This window comes from Micromonospora sp. NPDC048063, from assembly GCF_043202855.1.
Taxonomy (GTDB): Bacteria; Actinomycetota; Actinomycetes; order Mycobacteriales; family Micromonosporaceae; genus Micromonospora.
Map to the genome: position 1 here is coordinate 194,232 of NZ_JBIDBG010000003.1, position 25,939 is coordinate 220,170.

The following is a 25,939-nucleotide window of genomic DNA, read 5'->3' on the forward strand; positions in this document are numbered from 1 at the left end:
TTTCGGACGTACACCTTTTGTTTGTCTTCGAGGGGGAACTGCGGTGCGAGTGACCGGTACGGGACACGCCAGCATGCGGATCGACACGGCCGCGGGCAGCATCCTGTGCGACCCGTGGGTCAACCCGGCCTATTTCGCGTCGTGGTTCCCGTTTCCGGACAACTCCCAGCTCGACTGGGAGACCCTCGGCGACGTCGACTACCTCTACGTCTCCCACCTGCACCGGGACCACTTCGACGCGGCGCACCTGAAGAACTTCGTGTCGAAGTCGGCCACCGTGCTGCTGCCCGCGTTCCCCACCTCCGAGATGGAGGACGAGCTGCGGGAGTTGGGCTTCACGAAGTTCCTGAAGGCGCCGAACGAGCAGGTCGTCGAGCTGGACGGCGGCCTGAAGGTCATGATCCAGGCGCTGACCAGCCCGACCGACGGCCCGATCGGCGACTCGTCGCTGTGGGTGGAGTACGACGGGGTCCGGCTGCTCAACCAGAATGACGCCCGCCCCACCGACCTGAGCGTCTTCGCCGAGCTGGGCCACGTGCACGCGCACATGCTCCAGTTCTCCGGCGCGATCTGGTACCCGATGGTCTACGAGCTGCCGCAGGCGGCGAAGACCGCGTTCGGCAAGCAGAAGCGGGACCGGCAGTTCGACCGTACCTGGCGCTACATCGACGACCTGAAGGCCGACCACGTCTTCCCGATCGCCGGCCCGCCCTGCTTCCTCGACGACGAGCTGTGGCAGTTCAACGACATCCACGGCGACGAGGGCAACATCTTCCCCGACCAGTCGGTCTTCCTCAGCGAGTACGCGAAGGTCGGCGGCACCAACGGCGTCGTGCTGCTCCCGGGCAGCGTCGCCGAGATCACCACCGAGAGCTGCGAGACCGTCCACCCGGTGCCGGTGGAGGAGTTCTTCGCGAACAAGGTCGCGCACCTGGAGGAGATGCGGGAACGCAAGCGGCCGGTCATCGAGGCGGAGAAGGCGTCCTGGCGGCACCCCGAGGTGGACGTGCTCGGCGAGATGAAGCGCCGGATCGAGCCGCTGCTGGACGAGTCGATCTACCTGGCCAAGGGGGTCGGCGGGCCGGTCCGCTTCGACCTGGTCGGCACCGACAGCTCAGGCGGGGAGACGATCGAGTCGATCGTGGTGGACTTCCCGGGCAAGGAGGTCCGGCCGTACGCGGACGAGAAGGTCCGCTACCGGTTCCGCACCGAGCGGGCGCTGGTCGAGCACCTGCTGCACATCGGCGAGGTGGACTGGGTCAACTCCCTCTTCCTCTCCTGCCGCTTCTCCGCCGCCCGGATCGGGCAGTACAACGAGTTCGTCTACGCGTTCTTCAAGTGCCTCTCCGAGGAGCGCCTCCAGTACGCCGAGGGCTGGTACGACGAGCACGAGCGGGCCGTCGACGCCGAGGACATCACCCTCGACGGCTGGGTGGTGCAGCGCCGCTGCCCGCACCTCAAGGCGGACCTGAGCCGCTTCGGGATCGTGGACGGCGACCAGCTCACCTGCCAGCTGCACGGGTGGAAGTTCGACCTGTCCAGCGGCCGCTGCCTGACCAGCGTCGGCCACAAGATCCGCGCGCACCGGGCCGACGCGGAGACCCCCGCTCCCGCCGGCGAGGCGATCAGCTGAGTTTTCCTCCGCCCGCCGCCCCCGCCGGGCGACCATCAGGTCGGGAAGGGGGGCGGCGTGGCGGACGGCGCGGGCAGGGACGGCTACCGGTACGCGCGCGACCGGGAGATGACCCGGGACGCCTCCCGGGTGGAGACGTTCAGCGACGGCGTCTTCGCGGTCGTGCTGACGGTGATGGCCGTCGAACTGCTCCAGAACGGGCCGGCCCGGGACCCCGGGCGGCAGCTCCCCGACGCCCTCGTCCAGGCCTGGCCGACCTACCTGGCGTACGTGATCACCTTCGGGATCGCCGGCCAGATCTGGCTCGGCCACCACAACATGTGGCGGTACGTGGTCCGCGTCGACCAGGCGCTGCTCATGTTCAACCTGCTCGTGCTGCTCTTCGTGGCGGCGATCCCGTTCACCGCCGACCTGCTGGCGGACAACCTGCGCGGCAGCGGAACCGAGCAGCGGCTGACGGCCGCCCTGTACCTCGGCACCGTGCTGGGCGAGTCGCTCTTCTTCAACCTGAGCTGGTGGTGGGCCCGCCGGCGCCGGCTGCTCCACCCCGACCTGGACCCGGCGCTGGCCCGGGCGGTCTCGCGGCGGCTGGTGGTGCGCCCGCTGCTCTACACGGTCGCCTTCGCCTTCGTCTTCGTCGACCCGATCCTCAGCCTGCTGCTCTACCTGCTGCTGCTCGTCGGCCTGTCCCTCGTCCGCCGCCCCGGCGACCTACCCCGCTCCGCCGGGGCCGGCGGCGAGGTCAGCGACCGAGATCGGTGAGGATGCGGCGGGCGGCGTTGTGGCCGGCGGCGCCGATGACGCTGCCGGCGGGGTGGCAGCCGGCGCTGCCGGCGTAGACGCCGTCGACGCCGGTGGCGTACGGCATCCGGTCGGTGAACGAGACGGTGTTGTCGACGTGGTGGATGTGCCCGCCGGTGATGCCGAAGTGCGCCTCGATGCCGGGCGGGGGCAGCGGCACCGCGTCCGCGATCAGGTCGGCCGTGCCGGGGGCGTACCGCTCGCAGATCCCGACCAGCCGCTCCACGTACCCGGGCAGCGCCTCGTCCCAGGTCGTGCCGGCCAGCTCGTAGGGCACCGACTGGACGAAGAGCGCCGAGGAGTGGTGCCCCCGCCCGTCCGACAGCGACGGGTCGACGGTGGTGTGCAGGTACCACTCGATCGTCGGCTCCTCGGGCAGCCGGCCCGCCTGGACGTCCGCCCACATCGCGCGCAGCGCCGCCATCGGCGACTCGCCGCCGCCGCCGATCAGCGACGTCGAGCCGGGCAGCAGGTGGATGGTCGACCCGAACGGGCTCGGCGCGTCCGCCGGCAGGCAGGAGAAGCGGGGCAGGCCGGTCAGCGCCAGGTTGAGCTTGAGGGTGGTGCCGGGGCGGCGGACCGCCGCCATCCGGTCGGCCAGCGGCGCCGGGAGCGCGCCGTCGGGCAGCAGGTCCATCAGCCGGTACGGGTCACACGCCCCGAGCACCACCCGGGCGCCCACCTCCCGCCCGTCGGCCAGGGCCACGCCGCTGGCCGCGCCGCCGGCCAGGGTGATCGCGCTGACCGGCGTGCCGGTCAGGATCGTCGCGCCGGCGGCCCGGGCGGCGTCGGCGAAGGTGCGGGACACCGTGCCCATGCCGCCCTCGGCGATCATCCACGTGCCGTCGGAGCCGGGCAGGCGGCACATGTTGTGCACGAGGAAGTTGTGACCGGTGCCGGGGTCGTCGGGGCCGGCGTTCAGCCCGGACAGGCCGTCGGTCACCGCGTACATGCTGAGCAGCAGCTCGGAGCGAAAGTCGAAGCGGGCGAGGTGGTCGGCGACCGAGCCGCGGACCAGGTCGACGAAGACCTGCCGCAGCGCCGGGCGGACGTACCGCTCGGCGGTCTCCTCGACCGGCAGCGGGTCAGCCAGCCAGACCGGCGCGAGGTCGGCGCGCAGCGCGGCCAGCTCGGCCTGGAGGGCGTCGTCGGCGGCCATGTCGGCGGGGGAGAAGAACTCCGCGAGCTGCGCCCGGGTGGCCGCGGTGTCGCTGCCGAACAGCAGGTACGGGGATCCCTTCGGGCCCGGGGTGGGCAGGAAGTAGTGCGGGTCGCGGCGCAGCACCGGGATGCGCACGTCCAGCGTGGCGAGCAGCTCCGGCGGCATCAACCCGAGCAGGTAGGAGCCGGTGGAGTGGCGCAGCCCGGGCACCTTCGGGAACGGGTTCTCCGTCCGGGTGGCCCCGCCGATCACGTCGGCGGCCTCCAGCACCAGCACGTCGAGCCCGGCGCGGGCGAGCAGGATCGCGGACACCAGACCGTTGTGCCCGGACCCGACGATCACCACGTCGGCCCGGGTCGGCAGCTCGTCGCTCATGCCGGGGGAGCCTAGTGCCCGCCGGCCCCGCCGGTCAGCCCTTCGCCGCCGGTCGCCGGTGTCAGTCAGCCGCCGGCGGATCGGCGCGCAGTTGGGCGGTGAACGCGGCCAGCTCCAGCTCGAACAGTGCCTCGGCCTCGGTGACCGCCCAGGCGAGCTGGCCGAAGACCTCCATGGCGACCAGCCCGTAGAGCCGGGTCCAGCCGGAGAGCAGGGCGTACGCGACCTCGATCGGCACCTCGCCGTGGCTGAGCCGTAGCGGCTCCAGCCGCCCGCCCAGGCGCTCCTGGAGCAGCTCGGCGGGCGGGGTGGGGAAGGGTGCGCGGTGCCAGAGCTCGAAGATCGGCTGCACGAAGACCGCGCCGAACCGGGCGCCCGGGTGGTCGGGGTCGGCGCAGTCGTCGACGAAGGCGTCCAGCCCGGGGGCCCGGGCGCCGAACATCAGCCCGAACTCGGTGGGGTGGGCCACCGACCAGGAGCGGAACGCGCGGCCCATGGCCAGCAACTGGTCGACCGGCTCGGCCCCGGCGTCGTCCCGGGCCGCCTCCAGCCGCAGCCGCAGCTCGTCGTAGAGGTCGCCGGCGAGCGCCGCGACCAGCGCCTCCAGGCTGGGGAAGTAGCGGTAGATGGCCGGCGCCGTCATGCCCATGTCCCGGGCGATGGCCCGCAACGAGACCGCCTCCACCCCGCCGGTCACCAACAGGCGCCGTGCCCCGTCCTTGATCTCGGCGACGGTCGCGGTGCGCAGGCGTTCGCGTCGGGACGGTGCGGGCATACAGCTAACCCCCTTGACCAAAGCGAACCCCGTTGCCATAGTTAACGGCGTTCACTCGAATGAGTGATGGTTACAGCTTAGCCGTCGACGGAGGGGGAGGCGAATGTTCGCCTGGTGGGGAAGAGCGGTGGTACGGCTGCGTTGGGCGGTGCTGGCCGCCGCCCTGGTGGTGGTCGTGCTGGGCTCGACCTGGGGGGCCGGGGTCTTCGGGCAGTTGACCGGGGGTGGATACGACGACCCGGCGAGCGAGTCCAGCCGCGCCGCCGAGCGGATCACCGCCGAGCTGGGGCCACAGGGCGCGGACCTGGTCGTGCTCTGGACCAGCGACGGGGCGACCGTCGACCAGCCGGCCTTCCGTGACCCGGTCACGGCCACCGTCACCGGCCTGCGGCAGCGCCCCGAGGTCACCAGTGTCGTCACCTGGTACGACACCCAGGCCCCCGCGCTGCTGTCGACCGACCGGCGCGCCACCTACGCGCTGGTCCAGCTCCGGGCCGCCGACGAGGACGCCAAGACCGCCGCGTACGAGGACCTGCGGCCGGCCCTGGCGACGCCCGGCGTACGGACCGAGGTCGGCGGCACGGTGGCGTTCCTGCACGAGTCGAACCGCCAGACCACCGAGGACATCACCCGGGCGGAGATCCTCTCCATGCCGGTGCTGCTGGTGCTGCTCGTGCTGATCTTCGGCGGGCTGGTGGCCGCGTCCACCCCGCTGCTGATCGGCGGGCTGGCCATCCTCGGCGCGTTCGTCGCCGTCCGGCTGGTCAACCTGGTCACCGACGTGTCGATCTTCGCCATCAACGTCATCACCCTGATCGGCCTGGGCATGGCGGTCGACTACGCCCTCTTCGTGGTCAGCCGGTTCCGCGAGGAGTTGGCCGCCGGCCACGACACGCCCGCCGCGATCCGCCGCACCATGACCACCGCCGGTCGTACGGTCCTGGTCTCCGGCCTCACCGTCGCGCTCGCCATGGCCAGCCTGCTGATCTTCCCGCAGGCGTTCCTGCGCTCGATGGGGCTCGGCGGGATGGCCGCCGTGCTGGTCGCCATGCTGGCGGCGCTGACCGTGCTGCCGGCCCTGCTCGCGGTGCTCGGCCACCGGATCAACGCGCTGCGCGTACCGCTGCCGTGGCGGCGCCGGGCGCGGGCCGGGCGGCCGGCGGCGGGGGAGACGGGCGGCGCCTGGGCCCGGATCGCGCGCAGCGTGATGCGCCGCCCGGTGCGCTACCTGGTCGGCGTGATCCTGCTGCTCCTGCTGCTCGCCGCGCCGTTCCTGCGGATCACCTTCGGCGGCTTCGACGAGCGGGTGCTGCCGGCGGACGCCACGCCCCGGGTCGTCTCCGAGCGGATCGCCGCGGAGTTCCCCGGCGGCACGGTCGCGCCGATCGACGTGCTGGTGTCCGGGGCGTCCCCGGCGCAGGCGCGGCCCTTCGCCGACCGGGTGGCCGCCGTGCCGGGCGTGACCGGGGTGCAGGTGGCGGCCAGCCGGGGCACGTCGACGCTGCTGACGGTGACCTACCCCGGCGAGCCGACCGGCGACGTCGCCCAGGACGTGGTCCGGGCGCTGCGCGACCTGCCCGCCCCGGCCGGCGCGGAGGTGCTCGTCGGCGGCCGGCCCGGCGCCGACCGGGACCTGCTGGACAGCCTCGGCGACCGGCTGCCCTGGATGGCCCTGCTGATGGCCGCCGCGACCCTGGTCCTGCTCTTCCTCGCCTTCGGCTCGGTGGTGCTGCCGGTGAAGGCGGTGCTGATGAACCTGGTGTCGATCGGCGCCTCGTTCGGCGTGGTGGTCTGGATCTTCCAGGACGGGCACTTCGCCGACCTGCTCAGCTTCACCCCGACCGGGTTCATCGAGCCCAGCAACCCGATCCTCATGCTCGCCGTGCTCTTCGGGCTGGCGACCGACTACGAGGTGTTCCTGCTCTCCCGGGTGCGCGAGGAGTGGGACCGCAGCGGGGACAACGCCGGCTCGGTGGCCGCCGGGCTCCAGCACACCGGCCGGATCATCACCGCCGCCGCGCTGCTGCTGATCATCGTGGTGGCCGGCTTCGCCAGCGGCGCGATGGCGTACATCAAGCTCATCGGGATCGGCATGATCGTGGCGATCGTGGTGGACGCGACGCTGGTCCGGGCCCTGCTGGTGCCGGCCACCATGCGGCTGCTGGGCCGCTGGAACTGGTGGGCCCCCGGCCCGCTCGGCCGGGTCTACCGCCGCTACGGCATCCGCGAGGCGGCAGACCCGGAGCCGGCGCCCCGGGAGCCCGCCCTCACCCGCTGACCGGCCGTCGCCGGCATCCACCAGGGGGTCCGCGTCGGACGCGGACCCCCTGGTCGCTCATCCGGCGGGTCGGGCGCGGGCCGCCCGCCAGCGGGAGAGGGCGAGCGTGGCGGAGTAGCCCGCGAGCACGATCACGTGGAAGACATAGAGCCAGAGCAGGACGGCCACCCCCGCCCCGATCTCGTCGAAGCCCCCGAACGGCACGCCCAGGTCGATCGGGAGCGAGGCGAAGAGCACGAAGCCGTGCAGGAACCCGGACAGGTTCGCCGCGGTGAACGAGCCGACGCCCAGCGCGGAGAGCCAGTCCGGCGACGCCGGGCCGACCACCCGGAACACCCAGAGCAGCACCGGGGTGAGCACCAGCCAGACCGCCAGGAACGACAGCACCACGCCCAGCGCGCCGGCCAACCCGCCCTGGCGGACCAGCCGGGTCGTCGTCGGCAGCGCGACCAGGATCGACAGCAGCAGGGCCGGGGCCGGGGCGAGCAGGGGAAGCAGCAGCAGCCGCCCGCGCCAGCCCACCAGGGACTCGTCGCCGCGCCCGCCGGCCACCGAGACGAAGGCCCGGCGCAGCCCCTCGCCGTACAGGGACGCCGGCAGCAGCGACGCCAACGCCGGCAGCGTGGTCAACCCCACCCCGGCCTCGACCAGCGCGGCCACCGCGTGGGGCGCGCCGATCGCGTCCGGCAGCGTCGCCACGGCGTGCGACGTGAGCCGGCGGACCCGGTCGGCCCCCGCCACCAGCGAGGTCAGCCAGATCGCCAGCAGCGCCACCGGAACCACGGCGATCGCCCCGTAGAAGGTGATGGCAGCGGCGTGCAGCGACAGGTCCCGGCCGCGCAGCGGGCGGAACGCGGCACGGGTGATCCGCCTCGCCCGCTGCCAGCCCCCACCCATCGCGCTCTCGTTCCCCGCCGCGCCCCGCGCCACTCAATAGGATTACCCGCCATGACCGTGCTCACCACCGAGCGCCTGTTCGTGCGGGAGTGGACCGCCGACCCGGCCGACCTGGCCCGGATCTTCGACCTCTACTCCCGGGCGGAGGTGACCCGCTGGCTGAACGCCCCCGGCCTGCCGCTGACCGACCCGGCGCAGGCCGCCGACCGGCTCGCGCTGTGGCGGAAGCGGCACGCGGGGCACGGCGGCCGGTACGGCACCTGGGCGATCGAGGTCCGCGACACCGGCGTGGTGGCCGGCACCGTGCTGCTCAAGCCGCTGCCCGGGCGGGACGAGAACGTGCCGACCGAGGACATCGAGGTGGGCTGGCACCTGCACCCCGACTCCCAGGGCCACGGCTACGCCACCGAGGCGGCCCGGGCGGCGGTGGCGCGGGAACTCGCCGCCGGCACCCGGGAGGTCTACGCGGTCGTGGCGCCCGGCAACGAGGCGTCGATGGCGGTGGCCCGCCGGCTCGGCATGACCCACGTCGGCCGCCGCACCGACTGGTACGGCGGCGAGGAGGTGGAGACCTTCGTGCGCCGCGCCGACGACGCCTGACGGCCCGCCGTATCCTCTCTCGGCGTGATGATCACTTTCGAGACGCAGCCGGACCGCCGCCGTCTCGTCGCCGGCCTGCGCCGGGCCTACCGCCGGACGCTGCTGCTGTTCCGGGTCTGCCCGTTCGTGACCCTGCTGCCGGCGCTGGCGGGGCTGGTCTTCGGGGACCTGCTCATGGCGGGCGGCTGGGCGCTGGTCGCGGCCGTGCTGGCGCTCGCCGGACCGCTGACGCTGCGGTCCCTGGTCCGCGCCAACTGGAAGATGCACGGCATCCCGATCACCTGGACCTTCACCGACGAGGGCGCCCGCAGCGTCAACGCCGTCAGCGACGGCACGCTGAGCTGGGCGGCGATCGAGCGGGTCGAGGCCATCCCCGGTCAGTTGCTGTTCTGGATCGGCCGGAGCCAGGTGTTCCCGGTGCCGGTCGACGGGCTGGCCGCGGCGGACCGGGAGCGGCTGCTCGCCTTCCTGCGCGGGCGAGGGCTGCTCACCGGCGACCCGGCGGCGCTGACCGGGCCCGTCGGTCAGAGGTGAGCGAGGCGACCGGCGAGATGCGGCGGGCTGGGAACGAACGGCCGCGTGCCCCAGCCCCGGAACTGTCATGTCGCCTCTTCCCGCCCGGCGTCGGACCGGGTGTGCGATGGCGTGCGGCGGGGGCTGCGGCGGCTAGGGTGGTCTGAGCAGAATGTCCCGCTGAGGGGGTGAGCCCGGATGGCCCAGGCAGCCTTCGCGCCCGAGCCGGCGCCGCAGTCCACCGAGCCGTCGTTCGACGTGTTGCGGTGGCGCGACGAGCCGTGGACCGCCCAGCTCGCCCTCGACCTGTTGCCGGAGACCAACGGCCCCAAGGTTGAGGTCCTGAGCGGAAGCGTGATCGTGACCCCGCACGCCGGAATCGACCACCAGTCGGTCGAACGTGAGCTGCCCTACCGTCTGCACCGTGCCGCCCGCAGGGCGGGCCTGTGGGTCTATCCCGAGATCAACGTGGTCTCGGGCGAGGACCTCTTCATCCCCGACATCGCCGTACTCCGGTCCTCTGGCGGCGGCCGGCCGGCCGTCGACATCGGTCAGGCCGTCCTGCTTGGCGAGATCGTGTCACCTGGCAACCGGCGCAAGGACGTAATCGACCGGCCGCGCGAGTACGCCGCCGTCGGTGTTCCCTTCTTCCTCCGGGTCGACCTGCGCAACCGGGTGCCGACCATCGCCCTGTTCGAGTTGGTCGAGGGGGAGTACCAGCCGGTGAGCGCGGCGGCGGCCGGCAGCACCTTCACCATGACCGAGCCCTTCGTGTTCGCCGTCGATCCGGCCGATCTCCTCGACGAGGAGGCACCCGAGGAAGGCGAAACGCCGCCGGAGGAGCAGGCCGACGCGGAGGGCTGAGGCTCCCAGCGGAGGCACAGGGATGGTGGGGAAGAATGGCCCGGTGACCTCCCCACGCGATCTTGTTCTGCTCGGCTCCACCGGCTCGATCGGCACACAGGCCGTCGACATCGTGCGGCGCAACCCGGACCGGTTCCGGGTGGTCGCGCTCGGCGCCGGCGGCGGCAACGTCGAGCTGCTCGCCGCCCAGGCCCTCGAACTCGGCGTCGAGGCGGTGGGTGTGGCGAAGGCGTCCGCCGCGCAGGACCTCCAGCTCGCCTTCTACGCCGAGGCGAGCCGGCGCGGCTGGGCCACCGGCGACTTCAGGCTTCCCAAGATCGTGGCCGGCCCGGACGCGATGACCGAGCTGGCGCAGTGGCCCTGCGACGTCGTGCTCAACGGCGTCGTCGGCTCGCTCGGGCTCGCGCCGACCCTGGCCGCGCTGCGCGCCGGGCGTACGCTCGCGCTGGCCAACAAGGAGTCCCTCGTCGCCGGCGGTTCCCTCGTCAAGGCCGCGGTGACCCGGCCGGAGCAGATCGTCCCCGTCGACTCGGAGCACTCGGCCCTCGCCCAGTGCCTGCGCGGCGGCGCCCGGGGCGAGGTGCGCCGGCTGGTCGTCACCGCCAGCGGCGGCCCGTTCCGGGGCCGGCGGCGTGACGAGCTGACCGCGGTCACGCCCGAGCAGGCGCTGGCGCACCCGACGTGGAACATGGGGCCGGTCGTCACGATCAACTCCGCCACGATGGTCAACAAGGCGCTGGAGGTGATCGAGGCGCACGAGCTGTTCGACGTGCCGTACGCCGACATCACCGTGATGGTGCACCCGCAGTCGGTGATCCACTCGATGGTCGAGTTCGTGGACGGGTCCACCCTCGCCCAGGCCAGCCCGCCAGACATGCGGCTGCCGATCGCGCTCGGCATCGGCTGGCCGGACCGGGTGGCCGACGCCGCCGCCGCGGTCGACTGGACGACGGCGCACACCTGGGAGTTCGCGCCGCTGGACGACGAGGCGTTCCCGGCGGTCGCGCTGGCCAAGGCCGCCGGCGAGGCCGGGCGCTGCCGGCCGGCGATCTACAACGCGGCCAACGAGGAGTGCGTGGCCGCCTTCGTGGCCGGCCGGCTGCCCTTCCTCGGCATCGTCGACACCCTTGAGCGGGTGTTGGAGGACGCTCCCGACTTCGACGAACCAGGTACCGTCGAGGACGTGCTCGCGGCGGAGTCGTGGGCCCGCGCGCACGCGCAGGAGATCATCATCGCGGGTTCGGTGGAAGGAGCTTGATGGCGTACCTGCTCGGGGTGGTGCTCTTCGCCCTCGCGATCCTCATCTCGGTGAGCCTGCACGAGGCGGGGCACATGCTCACCGCCAAGGCCTTCGGCATGAAGGTCACCCGCTACTTCGTCGGCTTCGGCCCCACGCTCTGGTCGTTCAAGCGGGGCGAGACGGAGTACGGCATCAAGGGCATCCCGCTCGGCGGCTTCTGCAAGATCGTCGGCATGACCCCGCAGGACGACGACGTCGACCCGGCGGACGAGCCGCGCGCGATGTGGCGCTACCCGGTCTGGAAGCGGACGATCGTCATGTCCGCGGGCTCCATCACCCACTTCGCCCTCGCCCTGGTCACCCTCTGGGTGATCGCGGTCACCGCCGGCCTGCCCAACCCGGACTTCCCGAGCACCGAGGCCGAGATCCGCAAGGAGCCGGCGGTCATCCAGCTGTCGGACTGCGTGGTGCCGGAGAACACCCTGCGGGCGTGCACGACCGCCGACCCCGCCAGCCCCGCCGCCCAGGCGCAGCTGCGCGACGGCGACCGGATCACCGCGATCAACGGCGCGCCGATCAACGACTACGGCCAACTGCTGACCACCCTGCGGGCCCTCAAGCCGGGCGACACGGCGCAGATCGCGTACGTCCGGGACGGCCAGCCGGGCACGGCCAGCGCGGTGCTCGCGCAGACCCAGCGCCCCCCGCTGGACGACCCGAAGGGTCAGGTCGCCACGGTCGCCGCGCTCGGCGTCGGCCTCGTCCCCAGCACCCCGACCCGGGTGACGTACGGGCCGGTCGGCGCGTTCGGCGCGACCGCCGACTTCACCGGCGACATGGCGGTCAACACCTTCGAGGCGATGAAGCGCATCCCGCAGAAGGTCCCGGCCCTGTGGACGGCGATCACCGGCGGCGAGCGGGACATGGACACCCCGATCAGCGTGGTCGGCGCGAGCCGGCTCGGCGGCGAGGCGGTGGAGAACAACGCCTGGCTGCTGTTCTTCATGCTGTTCGTCTCGCTGAACTTCTTCATCGGCGTGTTCAACCTGCTGCCCCTGCTGCCGCTGGACGGCGGGCACATCGCCATCGCCTGGTTCGAGCGGGCCCGTTCCTGGGTCTACGCGCGGTTCGGCCGCCCCGACCCCGGCCGCGTCGACTACCTCAAGCTCATGCCCCTCACGTACGCGATGATCCTGATCGGTGGCGCGTTCACGCTGCTGACCATCACCGCGGACGTCGTCAACCCGATCACGCTCTTCTCAAGGTGAGTGCCTGAAGTGACCGCTGTCAGTCTCGGCATCCCGGCCGTACCGCCTCCGCCGCTCGCCCCGCGCCGGGCCAGCCGCCAGATCATGGTTGGCTCCGTGCCGGTCGGTGGGGGCGCGCCGGTCTCCGTGCAGTCGATGACCACCACCCTCACGTCCGACGTCAACGCCACCCTCCAGCAGATCGCCGAGCTGACCGCGTCCGGCTGCCAGATCGTCCGGGTCGCGGTGCCCAGCCAGGACGACGTGGAGGCGCTGCCGGCGATCGCGAAGAAGTCGCAGATCCCGGTCATCGCCGACATCCACTTCCAGCCGAAGTACGTCTTCGCCGCGATCGACGCGGGCTGCGCGGCGGTCCGGGTGAACCCGGGCAACATCCGGCAGTTCGACGACAAGGTCAAGGAGATCGCCAAGGCGGCCGGTGACGCGGGCGTGCCGATCCGGATCGGCGTGAACGCCGGCTCGCTGGACAAGCGGCTGCTGGCCAAGTACGGCAAGGCCACCGCCGAGGCGCTGGTCGAGTCGGCGCTGTGGGAGTGCTCGCTGTTCGAGGAGCACGGCTTCCGCGACATCAAGATCTCGGTGAAGCACAACGACCCGGTGGTGATGATCCGGGCCTACCGCCAGCTCGCCGAGAAGTGCGACTACCCGCTGCACCTGGGCGTCACCGAGGCCGGCCCGGCGTTCCAGGGCACGATCAAGTCGGCGGTGGCGTTCGGCGCGCTGCTGGCCGAGGGGATCGGCGACACGATCCGCGTCTCGCTGTCGGCCCCGCCGGTGGAGGAGATCAAGGTCGGCGCCGCGATCCTGGAGTCGCTCGGGCTGCGCGAGCGCGGCCTGGAGATCGTCTCCTGCCCGTCCTGCGGCCGGGCCCAGGTCGACGTCTACAAGCTCGCGGAGGAGGTCACCGCCGGCCTGGAGGGGCTGCCGGTGCCGCTGCGGGTCGCCGTGATGGGTTGCGTCGTGAACGGCCCGGGCGAGGCCCGCGAGGCCGACCTGGGCGTGGCCTCCGGCAACGGCAAGGGCCAGATCTTCGTCAAGGGCAAGGTCGTCAAGACCGTGCCCGAGGCGCAGATCGTGGAGACGCTGATCGAGGAGGCGCTGCGCATCGCCGACGAGATGGGTGCCGAGCTGCCAGAGGAGCTGCGCGGCCTGCTGCCGGGCGCCACCGTCTCCGTGCACTGACCTACCGCGCCGTCGCGCACCGGCCCCACCGCCACCCGGCGGTCGGGGCCGGTGCGCTTTTCACGGCGTACGCCGGCACCCGGTTACCATACCGTACGTACGTCTTGCTAGGGTGTGGGCGTGCGGCTGCTTCCTGCACCGGGCCCGGCCCGGACCCTCACCCTCGGCACCCTCGTGCGGACCGTCGGACGCGGCCTGTGGCTGGTGGCCAGCGCGCTCTTCCTCACCCGCTCGGTCGGCCTCACCGCCACCGAGGTGGGCGTGGGGCTGACCGTCTCGGCTCTGATCGGCCTGCTGGCCAGCGCGCCGACCGGCTACCTGGCCGACCGGCTCGGGCCTCGGGGCACCCAGGTCGCCGCGCTGGTCGCCGGGGGCGCGCTGACCGCCGCCCTGGTGACCGTCCAGTCGTTCGCCGCGTTCCTGGCCGTCGGTGCGGCCACCGCCCTGGCCGACGCCGCCGACCGGGGCGCCCGGGGCGCGCTCATCGCCGGTTCCGTCCCCGCCGACCAGCGGGTCCGCACCCGCGCCTACCTGCGCGCCACCACCAACGTCGGGATCTCGGTGGGCGCCGTGCTCGCCGGCTTCGCGCTCGCCGCCGACACCCAGTCGGCGTACGTGGCGCTGATCGTCACCGCCGCGACGACGTACCTGCTCGCCGCCGTCGTCTTCACCCGGCTGCCGGCCATCGCCCCCGCGCCCGCCCCCACGCAGGGCCCCCGGCTGGTCGCGCTGCGGGACCGCCCCTTCCTGGCGTTCACCGTGCTCGACGGCCTGATGTCGATGCACTTCGGGCTGCTCAACATCGCCCTGCCGCTGTGGATCGTCGGGCACACCCGGGCGCCGGCCTGGGTGATCTCCGGGCTGATGCTGGTCAACACCCTCGTGGTGGTGCTCTTCCAGGTCCGCGCCGCCCGGGGCACCGAGAGCCTCGCCGGGGCGGCCCGGGCGTCGCGGCGCGCCGGGCTCGCCATCGCCGCCGCCTGCGTCCTCTTCGCCGCCAGCGGCGGGCTGCCGACGGTCGCCGCCGTCGCGCTGCTGGTCGCCGGCGCGCTCGCGCACGTCGTCGGGGAGCTGTGGCACTCCGCCGCCGGCTGGGGGATCTCCTTCGGGCTTGCGCCCGAGCACGCCCACGGGCAGTACCAGGGGGCGTACAGCATGGGTTACGAGCTGGGGAAGATGATCGCGCCGGTGGTGGTGACCACGTTGGCCGTCGGGTGGGGTGTGCCCGGCTGGTTGTTGCTCGGTGGGCTGTTCCTGCTGCTCGGTGCCCTGGTGCCCGGAGTGGTCGGCTGGGCCGCCCGCAACCGGGGCGCAGCGCCCGCGCCGCGACCGGTCCCGGTGCCGTAGTCCTCTCGCCACTCGACCGGCGCGGCGGGGGGCGGATCTGGCAGGCTGGTATCCGTGCTGACGGTGCCGGTACGGCAACTCGGGGAGTCGGAGCGCCGCGCTGTCGAGCGGCTGCTCGACCTCGACCCGTTCGCGGGCGCGCAGGTCGCGGAGCGGGTCGCCGCGCGCGGCCTGGCCTGGTGGCGCGCCGAGGGTCGGGTGCTGGGCTACGGCACCCGCCGCCACCTGGAGTCCGTCTGCTGGCTGGGCGGCAACCTCACCCCCGTCCTCGCCACCGAGCCGGCCGTCGCCGCCTACGCCGACCTCCTCGCCGGCGAGGAGCGGCTCTGCTCGTCGATCGTGGGCCGGGCCGACGCCGTGCTCGGCCTCTGGGACCGGCTCGCCGACGTCTGGGGGCCGGCCCGGGACGTACGCCCCAACCAGCCGCTGCTGGCCACCGACGCGCTGCCGGCGCTGCGGGCGGACCCGGAGGTGCGGCTGGTGCGCGGCGGGGAGATCGACCGGCTCTTCCCGGCGGCGGTGGCCATGTACACCGAGGAGGTGGGCGTCTCGCCGCTCGCCGACGACGGCGGGCGCGGCTACCGGCGGCGGGTCACCGAACTGGTCCGGGCCGGGCGGGCGTACGCGCGGTTCGTCGACGGTCAGGTGGTGTTCAAGGCCGAGCTGGCGGTGGTGACCCGCCGGACCGCCCAGGTGCAGGGGGTCTGGGTGGCCCCCGAGTGGCGGGGGAGGGGCATCGCGACGGCGGCGATGGCGGCCGTGGTGCGCGACGCGCTGCTGCGGGTCGCCCCGACCGTGAGCCTCTACGTCAACGACTTCAACCTGCCGGCCCGCCGGGTCTACGAGCGCTGCGGCTTCCGCCCGGTCGGCACGCTCGCCACCGTGCTCTTCTGAACCTTCCCGGGCATGGCCCGGATCACCCCCGGCGGGAGTGCCGAACCGGACGACCGGGGCTAGGCTGGGCATGTTTTTGCACTGACCAGTCAGTTCAAGAAGGTGGGCCGGGTCGGATGGTGGTCGTCGAAGCGCGCGGGCTGGGATTGCGTACCCGGCGGGGGTGGGTGTTCCGGGACGTCGACCTGACCGCCGCCGCGGGTGAACTGCACGCGGTGACCGGCCCGCCCGGCAGCGGACGCACCTCGCTGCTGCTCGCCCTGGCCGGCCGCTTCCCGACCAGCGAGGGACGGCTGACCCGGCACGGCCCCGCCGCGCTGGGGCAGGTCGCCGGCGTGCACGAGCCCGACCCCGCGCTGACCGTCGCCGAGCATGTCCGGGAGCGGCTGCTGCTGCTCGGGCCGGTGCCCCGCCGCCGGCGGCAGTTGGTGCCGGTCGCCGCGCTGCGGGCCCGCCGGGCGTACCGGCGGGACGCCTTCGCCGCCGCGATCGCCGGGGCCGGGCTCACCGGGGAGGCGCCCTTCGACCCGGACACCCGGGGGCGCGACCTCACCCCGCTGCAACGGCAGGTGCTCGGCCTGGTCCTGGCCACCCTGGGCGCGCCCCGGCTGATCGTCGCCGACGACGTGGACGCCGGTTGCGACGCCCCGGAACGCGCTCGGCTCTGGGCGACGCTCACCCGCCTGGCCGACCAGGGCTACGCGGTGGTCGCCAGTGCCCGCGCGGTCGAGGCGGACAGCCCCGCGATCGTGCACCGCCTCGGTGACCCCCCGGCCGCGCCGTCACCCCCCGACGAGGCGGCGGCCGGACCGCCCGAGGCCAGCGCCCGGCTGACCGAGGCGGCGGCCGGACCGCCCGAGGCCAGCGCCCGGCTGACCGAGGCGGCGGCCGGATCGTCCGAGGCGGCGGCCCGGCCGCCCGCCGCCGCTGGTCCGGGCGACGAGACCGATCCGACCGAGACCGTCGAGGTGGCCCGATGAGCGTCTTCCGACTCGCCCGGTTCGAGCTGCGCCGGCTGACCCGGGGCCGGCTGCCCCGCGCCGCGCTCGCCGTGCTCACCGTCGTCCCGCTGCTCTACGGGGCGCTCTACCTCTACGCCTTCTGGGACCCGTACGCCAAGCTGGACCGCATCCCGGTGGCGCTGGTCAACGCCGACCGCCCCGCCACCGCGAGCGACGGCACGGTGGTGCACGCGGGGCAGGACCTCGCCGACGAGCTGCTCGACCGGCGGGTCTTCGGCTGGCACGTCACCGACGCCGGGGACGCCGCCGCCGGCCTGCGCAGCGGCCGCTACCACCTGGTCTTCGCGATCCCGGAGGACTTCTCCGCCAGCCTGGCGGACAGCCCGGAGCCCGACCGGCCGGCCCGGCGGGGGGAGCTGCGGGTGGTCAACGACGACGCCACCAACTACCTCTCCGGGCTGCTGGCCCGCACGGCGTTCAGCGAGATCCGGGCCGCCGCCGCGCAGAGCGCCGCCGGGAACTACTTCGAGAAGATGCTCGTGGGCTTCACCGACGCCAAGGCCGAGACCGGCCGGGCGGCCGACGGAGCCGCGAAGCTCGCCGACGGGCTCGACTCCTCCACCACCGGCGCGGGCAGGGTAGCCGACGGGCTGGGCACGTCGCAGGACGGCGCGGGCCAGCTCGCGGACGGGCTGGACGCGTCCGCGACCGGGGCGGGCAGCCTCTCGGCGGGGCTCGACAAGACCGCGAAGGGCGCCGACGAACTCGCCGCCGGGCTCGGCGAACTGCGTACCGGGGCGGTGCAGCTCGCCGACGGCACCGCCCGCGCCGCGACGCAGACCCGCGCGGTGGCGGACAGGGTCAACGGCGCGGCCGGCCGGATCGAGCCGGTGCTGAGGGACAACGCGAAGCGGATCGAGGAGTCGGCCACGGCGATCGCCGAGGGGGCGCAGGCGCTCGCCGACGGGCTGGACGCCCTGCCCCGGCGGGCACAGGAGGCGGTCAGCCAGGCCGAGCAGGTCCGCGACCGGCTCGACGCGCTGGTCGCCGCGCACCCCGAACTCACCGACGATCCCAGCGTGGTGGCCGCCCGTACGGCCGCGAAGGCCACCGTCGAGGCGGCCCGCACCGTGGCCGGCACGCTGGACGACGCCGACCTGACCACCCTGGAGAACCGGATGACCAGGGTCGCCGCCACCGCCCGGGAGATCGCCGCCGGGGCGCCCCACCTGGCCGACGACGTCGTCGCCGCCCAGGCCAAGGTCAACGAGCTGGCCACCGGGCTGGGCACCCTCGCCGAGGGCAGCGCCAAGCTGCGCGACGGCCTCGGTACGGCGGCCACCGGCGCCGGCGAGCTGCGCGGCGGGCTGTTCCGGCTGGCCACCGGCGCCCGGGAACTCGACGGCGGCCTGCACCGGCTCAGCACCGGTGGCGAGCGGCTCGCCGACGGCCTCACCCGGCTGGAGAGCGGCGCGGGCGACCTCGCGGCCGGCCTGACCCGGCTGGGCGGCGGCGCCGGCGACCTGGCCGACGGCCTCGCCGAGGGGGAGGAGAAGATCCCCGGGTACGCCGACGCGGAGGCCCGCGCCGCCGTCCTCGGCGACCCGGTCTCGCTGGACCGCACCGCCCGCAACGCCGCCGGCGCGTACGGCGTGGGCTTCGCCCCGTACTTCCTCGGGCTGGCCCTCTGGGTCGGCGCGATGATCACGTACATGCTGCTGCGGCCGGTCAACCGGCGGCACGTGATGTCCGGCGCGCCCGCCTGGCGGGTGGCGCTGGCGGGCTGGCTGCCCGCCGCGGCGATCGGGCTGGCCCAGGCCGGGGTGCTCTTCGCGGTGGTGACCCTCGCGCTCGACCTCGACCCGGCGCGCCCGGCGGCCACCCTCGGCCTGCTCGCGCTGGCCGCGCTCGCCTTCACCGCGATCGTGCAGTGGCTCGGCGCGCTGCTCGGGCCCGCCGGCCGGCTCGCCGCGCTGGCCCTGCTGATGCTCCAGCTCACCTCGTCCGGCGGCACCTATCCGGTGCAGACCTCACCGGGCTTCTTCCAGGCGATCCACCCCTGGCTGCCGATGACCTACGTGGTCACGGCCCTGCGGCACACCGTCAACGGCGGGTCGGCCGGGCCCGTCGGCACGGGGGCGCTGGTGCTGGCCGGCTTCGGCGCGGCGGCGCTCGCGCTCACCGTGGTCACCGCCCGCCGGGCGCGCCGCCTGACCCCGGCCACCCTGCACCCCGAGCTGTCCATGTGAGGATGCTGACGGGCCGGAGGTGCGGACGGGGAGGGCCAGTGACGGACGGACGGTCGCGGCGGCGGGAGGACACCCGCCAGCGCCTCTTCGAGGCGGCCGTGGAGCTCATCGCCGAACAGGGCTTCTCGGCGACCACCGTGGACGACATCGCGGCCCGCGCCGGGGTGGCCAAGGGCACCGTCTACTACAACTTCGAGTCCAAGACGGTGCTCTTCGAGGAGCTGCTCCGGCACGGGATCGGCCTGCTCACCGCCGAGTTCCGGGCCGCCGTGGCCGGGCTGCCGCCGCGCGAGGCGCTGGCGGCGCTGGTGCGCGCCGAGCTGGAGTACATCCGGCGGTACCGGGCCTTCGCGCAGCTCCTGCTCTCCGAGATGTGGCGGACGAACCGGGAGTGGCAGCAGACGCTGCGGCTGCTGCGCGGCGAGGCGATCGAGGTGATCGCCGAGACGGTCCGGGCCGGGGTGGCCGCCGGCGACCTGCCCGCGGACCTGGACGTGCGGACCGCCTCGTCCGCGCTGTTCGGCGTCGGGCTGGTGGTGGCGGTGGACTGGCTGGTGTTCCAGCCGGACCGGCCGATCGAGGACGTCGAGGAGGCGCTGCTCGGCATCGTCCGTCGGGTCGCCCGGACCTGACCCGGCCGCCCCGCCACGGGCCGTAAATGCGTTGAACCGGACACCCCCACCGAGCAGGCTGGACGTCTCCCCACCGCCTTCCCGAAGGGACTCCGATGCGTCTGCTCCGGGACCTGTGGGTCACCTCGCCCCGCCGCATGGCGGTCGTGACCTGCCTGATCGTGTTCGGCGCCGGCGGTCAGGCCGCCGCCGCCGCGCTGGCCGGTCCCGTCCTGGTGCACCGCGCCGCCGGGTTCTTCGCGCTGCTGGCGGTGGCGCTGGTCGCCGCCGTGCTCACCGACCTCGTGGTCAGCCTGCTGATGGCCGGGCTGACCGCCGACTGGTCCGCCGACGTGCGCCGCCGGCTGTGCCGGGTGGCGTTCGGGCAGGACCTGCCGACCCTGGAGACCACTCCGGTCGGCGAGCTGCTCGACCGCATCGACGGCGACGTCTACCAGGTCGCCGCCGCGGTGCGCAACCAGGGCGTACGGATCGCGCAGGCGCTGACGACGGGCCTGCTCTCGACGGTCGTCGCCCTGGCGGTCTGGTGGCCGGCCGGCGTCGGGATGCTGCTGCTCACGGTGCTGCTCGCGGTCGGTTTGCGCCGGCCGACCGCGCGGATCGCCCCGGCCCGGATGGCCGAGGAGGAGGCGTGGTCCGACCTCGCCGCCGTGATGGAGGAGGCCGTCCACGGCCAGGACGACGTGCGGACCAGCCTGGCCCGGCCGTACGTGCTGCGCCTCTACGCCCGGCGGGCGGCCGAGGTGCTCGACCGGGGCGTCCGCGTGTGGCGGATGTCGGCCCGGGTCACCACGGTGGCCGCCGGCGCCACCCTGGCCGGGATCGCCGCCGTGGTGCTCGGCGGCGCGTGGGCGCTGGTCGCCGGCCGGGTCGACGGCGCCCGGCTCACCGCCGTCTGGCTGCTCGCGATCGGGTTCGGCATGACCGTCGAGCACGTCAGCCGGATGGTCCCCGAGCTCCAGTACGCCCTCGGCGCGTGGGGCCGGGTGCAACTGCTGGCGAACTCCCCGCAGGAGCCGGTGGGCGGGGCCGCCCCGACCGAGGGCGACCTGCTGGTCCGCGGCCTCACCTTCCACTACGACGGCGCCGAGCCGGACGGCGGGCGCGGCCCCGCGCTGCGTGACGTCCACCTGACCTTCGCCCGTGGCCGCTCGTACGCCCTGGTCGGCCGGACCGGCTCCGGCAAGTCCACCCTGGCGAAGGTGCTGACCCGGGCCGTCGACGTGCCACCAGGGACGGTCTTCCTGGCCGGCCGCGACGTGCGTGACCTCGACGTCGAGCAGCTGCGTCGGTGGATCGCCGTGGTGCCCCAGCGCACGGAGATCCTCGCCGGCACCCTCGCCGAGAACGTCGCGCTGTTCGAGCCGGAACTGCGCGACGCCGCCGCCCGGGCGCTGCACGAGCTGGGCCTGGCGGGCTGGATCGCCGAGCTGCCCGACGGCCTGGAGACCCGGCTCGGCGAGGGTGGGCACGTGCTCTCGGCCGGGCAGGAGCAACTGGTCGCCTTCGCCCGGATCCTGGTGCGCGACCCGCACGTGGTGATCCTCGACGAGGCCACCGCCCGTCTCGACCCGGTCACCGAGGCGCGGGTGCAGCAGGCCACCGAGCGGCTGCTGCGCGACCGGATCGGCATCGTCATCGCGCACCGCCTCTCGTCCGTACGCCGCTGCGACGAGGTGGTGGTGATGGCCGACGGGGCGGTGGTCGAGGCGGGCCCGCTGCGGGAGTCGGCCCGCTTCGCCGACCTGCTCGCCAGCAGCCACGCCACCGCGTACGCGCACGCGGGGTCGGGGGCCCGGTCCGGCGGGGTGGACCTGCTGACCGGCCCGCCGGACCCGTGGCCGTCCGCCGGCCCCGACCCGGTGGAGCCGGAGGCCGGGCGGCCGGCCGCGCCCGACGGCGACCCGACGCCGGCGGCGGAGCCCGAGGCGACGGCCCCGGCGTCGCCCCGGGGGCTGCGTGGCCTGCGCGGGCTGCGGGAGGTCCTGCGGCTGTGCGTCAACGACGCCCGGTACGGGTTGGCCTCGCTCGCGATGTTCGTGCTGCTGGTGGTCCTCGGGATGGACGGGCCGGTGCTGCCCTGGCTCTGGGCCGACCTGGTCGACGGCGTCGGGGACCCCTGGCTGCCGGCGGTGGGGATCGTCGCCGCCCTGCTGGTCACCCTGCCGGTGCACTGGTTCACCGGCTACCGGTTCCCGCAGTGGTGGGTCCGGCAGATGCTGCGGATCAGCCTGCGGCTGGTGCACGGGCAGACCGGGCCGCGCCGGGTCAGCGGGCACACCCCGGCGGAGGTGGTGGCCCAGGGCGGCGACACCGAGCGGGTGGTGCAGCTCGCCGACAACGTGAGCGACCAGGGGATCTCGCTCGTGCTGCTGGCGGCGATGACGGCCGTGACCGGCAGCGTCGTGCCGGGGCTGTTCTTCGCCGGGACGATGGTGGTCTCCGGGCTGGCCGCGACGCTGTTCGGGCCGCGGCTGGAGCGCTCCGCCCGGGCCACCGTCGCCGCGCGGGCCGCGTTCGCCACCGCCCTGGTCTCCTCGCTGTCGGCCGCCCGTACGGTGAAACTCGCCGGGGCCACCCGGCCGGTGCTGGCCCACCTGGCCGACCTCGACGTGGTCCGTAGCGACCGGCAACGCCGCGAGATCGCGGTGCAGGTGTGGTCGCGGTCGACCCCGTCGCTGGTCAGCGGCCTGCTGCCGATCGGCGCGTGGGCGCTGTTCCTGGCCGGCGAGCTGTCGGCCGGCGCTACCCTGGTCGCGGTCGCCACCCTGGCGGCGGCCCGCTGGTTCGCCTGGACGACGGCGTCGCTGATCTCGCAGATCCCCTCCGCACGGGTGTGGACGCGGCGGACGGTGGCGATGACCGGGGTGGCGGCGTACTCGGCGGCGGTGCCGGACGTGGACCTCGGCGCGGGCACCGCCCCGGCGCCGGACGTGCCGCCCCGGCGCCCGCTGCGCCGGCTGGAGCTGACGGGCTTCGGGGTCCGGCACACCGACGGGACGGTGGCCGTCCGCGACGTCGACCTGACGGTGGAACGCGGCCAGTTGGTGCTGGTCGTCGGGCCGGTCGGCGCGGGCAAGTCGTCGCTGCTGCGGGCGCTCGCCGGCATCGCGCCGCACACCGGCCTGCTGACCTGGAACGGCGAGCCGGTCACCGAGCCGGAGCTGTTCCTGCGCCCCAACCAGGTGGGCTACGTCGGCCAGCTGCCCCGGGTGCTCTCCGGCACGGTGGCCGACAACATCACGCTCGGCCACCAGGTGGACGCCGCCGCGGCGGTGTCGACCGCCCAGCTCGACCACGACCTGGCGGCGGCCGGGGGCGGGCTCGGGCTGCTGATCGGGCACAAGGGCACCCGGCTCTCCGGCGGGCAGCTGCAGCGCCTCGCGCTGGCCCGGGCGCTCGCGCCGCGTACCGAGCTGCTGGTCGCCGACGACGTGTCCTCGGCGCTGGACGTCACCACGGAGCTGGCGCTCTGGCAGGCCCTGCGCGAGCACGGGGTGACCGTGGTGGGCTCGACCTCGAAGCGGGCCGCCCTGGTGCGGGCCGACCACGTCGTGGTCCTGCTGTCCGGCTCGGTCGCCGCCCAGGGCCCCTGGCGCGACCTGGAACCGCACTGGTCCCACCTGGCCGGCTGACCCGCTCTCCCCGGCCCCACCGCGAGGGGGCCGGGGAGGGGGTGGGGTCAGCGGGCGCGGGTGTACTGGGCGGGCCAGGTGGGGGTGGCGCCGAGCTTGGCGGCGGCGCGGTGCGGCCAGTACGGGTCGCGCAGGAGTTCCCGCCCGAGCAGGACCAGGTCGGCGTCGCCGGCGGCGACGACCTCCTCGGCCTGCTCCGGCTCGACGATCAGGCCGACCGCGCCGGTGGCCACGCCCGCCTCGCGGCGTACCCGGGCGGACAGCGGCACCTGGTAGCCCGGGCCGACGGGGATCGTGGCGGTGCTGGACGCGCCGCCCGAGGAGCAGTCGACGAGGTCGACCCCGGCACCGGCCAGCTCGCCGGCGAGCACCACGCTGTCCTCGACCGTCCAGCCATCGGGCTCCCAGTCCGTGGCGGAGATCCGGGTCAGCACGGGCACGTCCTCGCCGACCGCCGCGCGGACCGCCCGGGCCACCTCCAGGGTCAGCCGCATCCGGCCGGCCCGGTCCCCGCCCCAGCCGTCCTGCCGGTGGTTGGTCAGGGGCGAGAGGAACTCGTGCAGCAGGTAGCCGTGCGCGGCGTGGATCTCCACGGCGGCGAACCCGGCGTCGACGGCCCGCCCGGCCGCCGCCGCGAACGCCTCGACCACGCCGGCGATCCCGGCCTCGTCCAGGGCGGTCGGCACCCGGTAGTCGGGCACGAACGGCGTCGACCCGGGGCCGACCGGCGCCCACCCGCCCTCGGCGTCGGGCACCCCGCCCCGGCGCGGCGCCCACGGCCGGTACGTCGACGCCTTGAACCCGGCGTGCGCGAGCTGCACCGCCGGCACGGCGCCGTGCGCCGCGACGAACGCGGTCACCGGCCGCCAGGCGTCGACGTGCGCCCCGGACCAGAGCCCGGTGTCCTGGGGGCTGATCCGACCCTCCGGCACCACCGCGGTGGCCTCGGTCAGCACCAGGCCGACGCCGCCGACCGCCCGGCCGCCGAGGTGCACCAGGTGCCAGTCGGTGGGCAGGCCGTCCGGGCCAGCGGTGTACTGGCACATCGGCGCCAGGGCGATCCGGTTGGGCAGGGTCACCGCGCGCAGGGCCAGCGGTGTGAACAGGACACTCATGTCGTCATCCTCTCTACCGGCCGAGGAGGACCTCCCCACGGAGGTCCTCCTCGGCGTCGACGCGCCCGTCGGTGGTGGGCGTCGCCCGGACGTCCCGCCGGGGTCGTGGCGGGGCTGGCCCGCCGGGGTCGTGGCGGGCGTGGTCCGCCGGGGAGGTGCCGCAGCGGCGTCCCGCAGCGGCGGGCGGGAGGAGTCCTCAGGCCGGGACGGGGCTGAGGTCCTCCGGCCGGCGGGACCGGGCGTCGGCCTCGGCGTCCGCCGGGTCGAGCGGCGAGCGCCGGCCGGCCGAGTCGTACGCGGTCCGGTCCAGCGTGCCCTCGCGGGCCGCGACGATGGTCGGCACCAGCGCCTGACCGGCCACGTTGGTGGCGGTGCGGATCATGTCGAGGATCGGGTCGATCGCCAGCAGCAGGCCGGCGCCGGCCAGCGGCAGGCCGAGCGTGCTCAGGGTCAGCGTGAGCATCACGATCGCGCCGGTCAGGCCGGCGGTGGCAGCCGAGCCGACCACCGACACGAAGGCGATCAGCAGGTAGTCGGTGACGCCGAGGTCCACCCCGAAGACCTGGGCGACGAAGATCGCCGCGAGGGCCGGGTAGATCGCCGCGCAGCCGTCCATCTTCGTGGTCGCGCCGAACGGCACCGCGAACGAGGCGTACTCGCGGGGAACGCCGAGCCGCTCGACCGAGCGCTGGGTCACGGGCATCGTGCCCACCGAGGAACGGGAGACGAAGGCCAGCTCGATCGCGGGCCAGGCGCCGGCGAAGAAGCGCAGCGGGTTGAGCCGGCCGGCGGCCAGCAGCACCAGCGGGTAGACCACGAACAGCACGATCGCGCAGCCGACGTAGACGGCGGTGGTGAACTTCGCGAGCGGGGCCACCAGGTTCCAGCCGTACGAGGCGACGGCGTTGCCGATCAGGCCGAGCGTGCCGATCGGGGCGAGCCGGATGACCCACCAGAGCGCCTTCTGGACGATCTCCAGCAGCGCCCGGTTGAGCGCCACGAACGGCTCGGCCTTCTCGCCGACCAGCAGCGCCGCGGCGCCGACGACGAGGGCCAGGAAGACGATCTGGAGCACGTTGCCCTCGACGAACGCGCCGACCGGGTTGGTCGGCACGATGCCGGTGAGGAAGTCGGTCCAGGAGCCGGTCCGCTTCGGGGCGGCGGCGCCGGCGGTGTCCAGGGTGACGCCACGGCCGGGGTTGGTGAGCAGGCCGAGCCCGATGCCGACGGCCACGGCGACCAACGCGGTGGCGCCGAACCAGAGCAGGGTCTTCAGCGCGAGCCGGGCGGCGTTGGCCACCCCCCGCAGACTGACGACGCTGACCACGATGGCGGTGAAGACCAGCGGCGGCACGGCCAGCTTGAGGAGCTGGACGAAGAGGCCGCCGACGGTGTCGAGGGTGCTGGTGAGCCAGCTCAGGTCGTTGGCGCGGGCGAGGAAGCCGAGCGCCACGCCGAGGACGAGGCCGAGCAGGATCTGCACGGAGAAGGGGATCTTGCGCAGGGCGGAAGCCATG

General features: G+C 74.4%; 20 protein-coding genes. 15 read left to right on the top strand and 5 right to left on the bottom strand.

Annotated elements, in window-relative coordinates; genetic code table 11:
* Nucleotides 1–43: 43 nt before the first annotated feature.
* Together ACGFZ2_RS09315 and ACGFZ2_RS09320 are read left to right on the top strand one after the other, a co-directional pair.
* The gene (locus ACGFZ2_RS09315; protein ID WP_393451714.1) at nucleotides 44–1,633 is read left to right on the top strand and encodes a Rieske 2Fe-2S domain-containing protein; all 1,590 of its coding nucleotides are present in this window, start codon (nucleotides 44–46) and stop codon (nucleotides 1,631–1,633) included.
* Between the two features lie 108 nt (nucleotides 1,634–1,741).
* On the top strand, nucleotides 1,742–2,395 hold the full coding sequence (locus ACGFZ2_RS09320; RefSeq protein WP_393452555.1) for a TMEM175 family protein: 654 nt from the start codon (nucleotides 1,742–1,744) through the stop codon (nucleotides 2,393–2,395).
* Here ACGFZ2_RS09320 and ACGFZ2_RS09325 read toward each other — a convergent pair.
* Both ACGFZ2_RS09325 and ACGFZ2_RS09330 read right to left on the bottom strand, forming a co-directional pair.
* The gene (locus ACGFZ2_RS09325; RefSeq protein WP_393451716.1) at nucleotides 2,376–3,971 is read right to left on the bottom strand and encodes a phytoene desaturase family protein; all 1,596 of its coding nucleotides are present in this window, start codon (nucleotides 3,969–3,971) and stop codon (nucleotides 2,376–2,378) included. The two genes, ACGFZ2_RS09320 and ACGFZ2_RS09325, sit on opposite strands and share 20 nt — an antisense overlap.
* Nucleotides 3,972–4,032: 61 nt before the next feature.
* Nucleotides 4,033–4,746, bottom strand: coding sequence for a TetR/AcrR family transcriptional regulator (locus ACGFZ2_RS09330; RefSeq protein WP_393266688.1), 714 nt, complete (start codon nucleotides 4,744–4,746; stop codon nucleotides 4,033–4,035).
* 103 nt (nucleotides 4,747–4,849) lie between these two features.
* Here ACGFZ2_RS09330 and ACGFZ2_RS09335 point away from each other — a divergent pair, with 103 nt between their 5' ends.
* The gene (locus ACGFZ2_RS09335) at nucleotides 4,850–7,024 is read left to right on the top strand and encodes an MMPL family transporter (RefSeq protein WP_393451719.1); all 2,175 of its coding nucleotides are present in this window, start codon (nucleotides 4,850–4,852) and stop codon (nucleotides 7,022–7,024) included.
* Nucleotides 7,025–7,081: 57 nt separating this feature from the next.
* Here the strand turns inward: ACGFZ2_RS09335 and ACGFZ2_RS09340 are convergent, their stop codons facing one another.
* Nucleotides 7,082–7,921 carry a YhjD/YihY/BrkB family envelope integrity protein gene (locus ACGFZ2_RS09340; RefSeq protein WP_393451722.1) on the bottom strand — a complete coding sequence of 280 codons (840 nt, stop codon included), beginning with the start codon at nucleotides 7,919–7,921 and terminating at the stop codon, nucleotides 7,082–7,084.
* A 51-nt stretch (nucleotides 7,922–7,972) separates the two neighbouring features.
* Between ACGFZ2_RS09340 and ACGFZ2_RS09345 the strand changes: the two genes are divergently transcribed.
* The 12 genes from ACGFZ2_RS09345 (at nucleotide 7,973) to ACGFZ2_RS09400 (ending at nucleotide 23,307) form a co-directional block, all read left to right on the top strand.
* On the top strand, nucleotides 7,973–8,521 hold the full coding sequence (locus ACGFZ2_RS09345) for a GNAT family N-acetyltransferase (RefSeq protein ID WP_393266681.1): 549 nt from the start codon (nucleotides 7,973–7,975) through the stop codon (nucleotides 8,519–8,521).
* A gap of 27 nt (nucleotides 8,522–8,548) precedes the next feature.
* The gene (locus ACGFZ2_RS09350; RefSeq protein WP_393452558.1) at nucleotides 8,549–9,055 is read left to right on the top strand and encodes a YcxB family protein; all 507 of its coding nucleotides are present in this window, start codon (nucleotides 8,549–8,551) and stop codon (nucleotides 9,053–9,055) included.
* 177 nt (nucleotides 9,056–9,232) lie between these two features.
* Nucleotides 9,233–9,898: a Uma2 family endonuclease gene (locus tag ACGFZ2_RS09355; protein ID WP_357693929.1), complete on the top strand. Its 666-nt coding sequence runs from the start codon at nucleotides 9,233–9,235 to the stop codon at nucleotides 9,896–9,898.
* 43 nt (nucleotides 9,899–9,941) lie between these two features.
* Nucleotides 9,942–11,156, top strand: coding sequence for a 1-deoxy-D-xylulose-5-phosphate reductoisomerase (gene dxr, locus ACGFZ2_RS09360; RefSeq protein WP_393451724.1), 1,215 nt, complete (start codon nucleotides 9,942–9,944; stop codon nucleotides 11,154–11,156).
* Nucleotides 11,156–12,406, top strand: coding sequence for a M50 family metallopeptidase (locus ACGFZ2_RS09365; RefSeq protein WP_393451727.1), 1,251 nt, complete (start codon nucleotides 11,156–11,158; stop codon nucleotides 12,404–12,406). The genes dxr and ACGFZ2_RS09365 overlap by 1 nt, the downstream gene beginning before the upstream one ends.
* A gap of 9 nt (nucleotides 12,407–12,415) precedes the next feature.
* Complete coding sequence (gene ispG / locus ACGFZ2_RS09370; protein ID WP_357693921.1) at nucleotides 12,416–13,588, top strand: flavodoxin-dependent (E)-4-hydroxy-3-methylbut-2-enyl-diphosphate synthase; 1,173 nt, start codon at nucleotides 12,416–12,418, stop codon at nucleotides 13,586–13,588.
* A 120-nt stretch (nucleotides 13,589–13,708) separates the two neighbouring features.
* Nucleotides 13,709–14,935 (top strand): MFS transporter, encoded by a 1,227-nt coding sequence (locus ACGFZ2_RS09375; protein WP_393451730.1) that lies wholly within the window; start codon nucleotides 13,709–13,711, stop codon nucleotides 14,933–14,935.
* Between the two features lie 54 nt (nucleotides 14,936–14,989).
* The gene (locus tag ACGFZ2_RS09380; protein ID WP_393266673.1) at nucleotides 14,990–15,829 is read left to right on the top strand and encodes a GNAT family N-acetyltransferase; all 840 of its coding nucleotides are present in this window, start codon (nucleotides 14,990–14,992) and stop codon (nucleotides 15,827–15,829) included.
* Nucleotides 15,830–15,945: 116 nt separating this feature from the next.
* Complete coding sequence (locus tag ACGFZ2_RS09385) at nucleotides 15,946–16,809, top strand: ATP-binding cassette domain-containing protein (protein WP_393451733.1); 864 nt, start codon at nucleotides 15,946–15,948, stop codon at nucleotides 16,807–16,809.
* On the top strand, nucleotides 16,806–19,040 hold the full coding sequence (locus ACGFZ2_RS09390) for a YhgE/Pip family protein (protein WP_393451736.1): 2,235 nt from the start codon (nucleotides 16,806–16,808) through the stop codon (nucleotides 19,038–19,040). Before ACGFZ2_RS09385 ends, ACGFZ2_RS09390 begins: the two co-directional genes overlap by 4 nt.
* 38 nt (nucleotides 19,041–19,078) lie before the next feature.
* A complete protein-coding gene (locus ACGFZ2_RS09395; protein WP_393266665.1) occupies nucleotides 19,079–19,672 on the top strand; it encodes a TetR/AcrR family transcriptional regulator in 594 nt (197 codons plus the stop codon).
* A gap of 95 nt (nucleotides 19,673–19,767) precedes the next feature.
* Nucleotides 19,768–23,307, top strand: a complete 3,540-nt coding sequence (locus ACGFZ2_RS09400; protein WP_393451739.1) for an ATP-binding cassette domain-containing protein — start codon at nucleotides 19,768–19,770, stop codon at nucleotides 23,305–23,307.
* Nucleotides 23,308–23,354: 47 nt separating this feature from the next.
* Here ACGFZ2_RS09400 and ACGFZ2_RS09405 read toward each other — a convergent pair whose 3' ends face one another.
* Together ACGFZ2_RS09405 and ACGFZ2_RS09410 are read right to left on the bottom strand one after the other, a co-directional pair.
* Entirely contained in the window at nucleotides 23,355–24,422 is a 1,068-nt protein-coding gene (locus tag ACGFZ2_RS09405) for an NADH:flavin oxidoreductase/NADH oxidase (protein WP_393451742.1), read from the bottom strand.
* A 196-nt stretch (nucleotides 24,423–24,618) separates the two neighbouring features.
* Nucleotides 24,619–25,926: a dicarboxylate/amino acid:cation symporter gene (locus ACGFZ2_RS09410; RefSeq protein WP_393452561.1), complete on the bottom strand. Its 1,308-nt coding sequence runs from the start codon at nucleotides 25,924–25,926 to the stop codon at nucleotides 24,619–24,621.
* Between the last annotated feature and the right edge of the window lie 13 nt (nucleotides 25,927–25,939).

Excerpts from the sequence above, each read along its gene's own strand:
- ACGFZ2_RS09400 (WP_393451739.1), top strand. The coding sequence starts at position 19,768 with ATGCGTCTGCTCCGGGACCTGTGGGTCACCTCGCCCCGCCGCATGGCG.
- ACGFZ2_RS09405 (WP_393451742.1), bottom strand. The coding sequence starts at position 24,422 with ATGAGTGTCCTGTTCACACCGCTGGCCCTGCGCGCGGTGACCCTGCCC.
- ACGFZ2_RS09350 (WP_393452558.1), top strand. The coding sequence starts at position 8,549 with ATGATCACTTTCGAGACGCAGCCGGACCGCCGCCGTCTCGTCGCCGGC.
- ACGFZ2_RS09340 (WP_393451722.1), bottom strand. The coding sequence starts at position 7,921 with ATGGGTGGGGGCTGGCAGCGGGCGAGGCGGATCACCCGTGCCGCGTTC.
- ACGFZ2_RS09390 (WP_393451736.1), top strand. The coding sequence starts at position 16,806 with ATGAGCGTCTTCCGACTCGCCCGGTTCGAGCTGCGCCGGCTGACCCGG.
- ACGFZ2_RS09330 (WP_393266688.1), bottom strand. The coding sequence starts at position 4,746 with ATGCCCGCACCGTCCCGACGCGAACGCCTGCGCACCGCGACCGTCGCC.
- ACGFZ2_RS09385 (WP_393451733.1), top strand. The coding sequence starts at position 15,946 with ATGGTGGTCGTCGAAGCGCGCGGGCTGGGATTGCGTACCCGGCGGGGG.
- ACGFZ2_RS09355 (WP_357693929.1), top strand. The coding sequence starts at position 9,233 with ATGGCCCAGGCAGCCTTCGCGCCCGAGCCGGCGCCGCAGTCCACCGAG.
- ACGFZ2_RS09335 (WP_393451719.1), top strand. The coding sequence starts at position 4,850 with ATGTTCGCCTGGTGGGGAAGAGCGGTGGTACGGCTGCGTTGGGCGGTG.
- ACGFZ2_RS09345 (WP_393266681.1), top strand. The coding sequence starts at position 7,973 with ATGACCGTGCTCACCACCGAGCGCCTGTTCGTGCGGGAGTGGACCGCC.
- ACGFZ2_RS09320 (WP_393452555.1), top strand. The coding sequence starts at position 1,742 with ATGACCCGGGACGCCTCCCGGGTGGAGACGTTCAGCGACGGCGTCTTC.
- ACGFZ2_RS09325 (WP_393451716.1), bottom strand. The coding sequence starts at position 3,971 with ATGAGCGACGAGCTGCCGACCCGGGCCGACGTGGTGATCGTCGGGTCC.
- ACGFZ2_RS09365 (WP_393451727.1), top strand. The coding sequence starts at position 11,156 with ATGGCGTACCTGCTCGGGGTGGTGCTCTTCGCCCTCGCGATCCTCATC.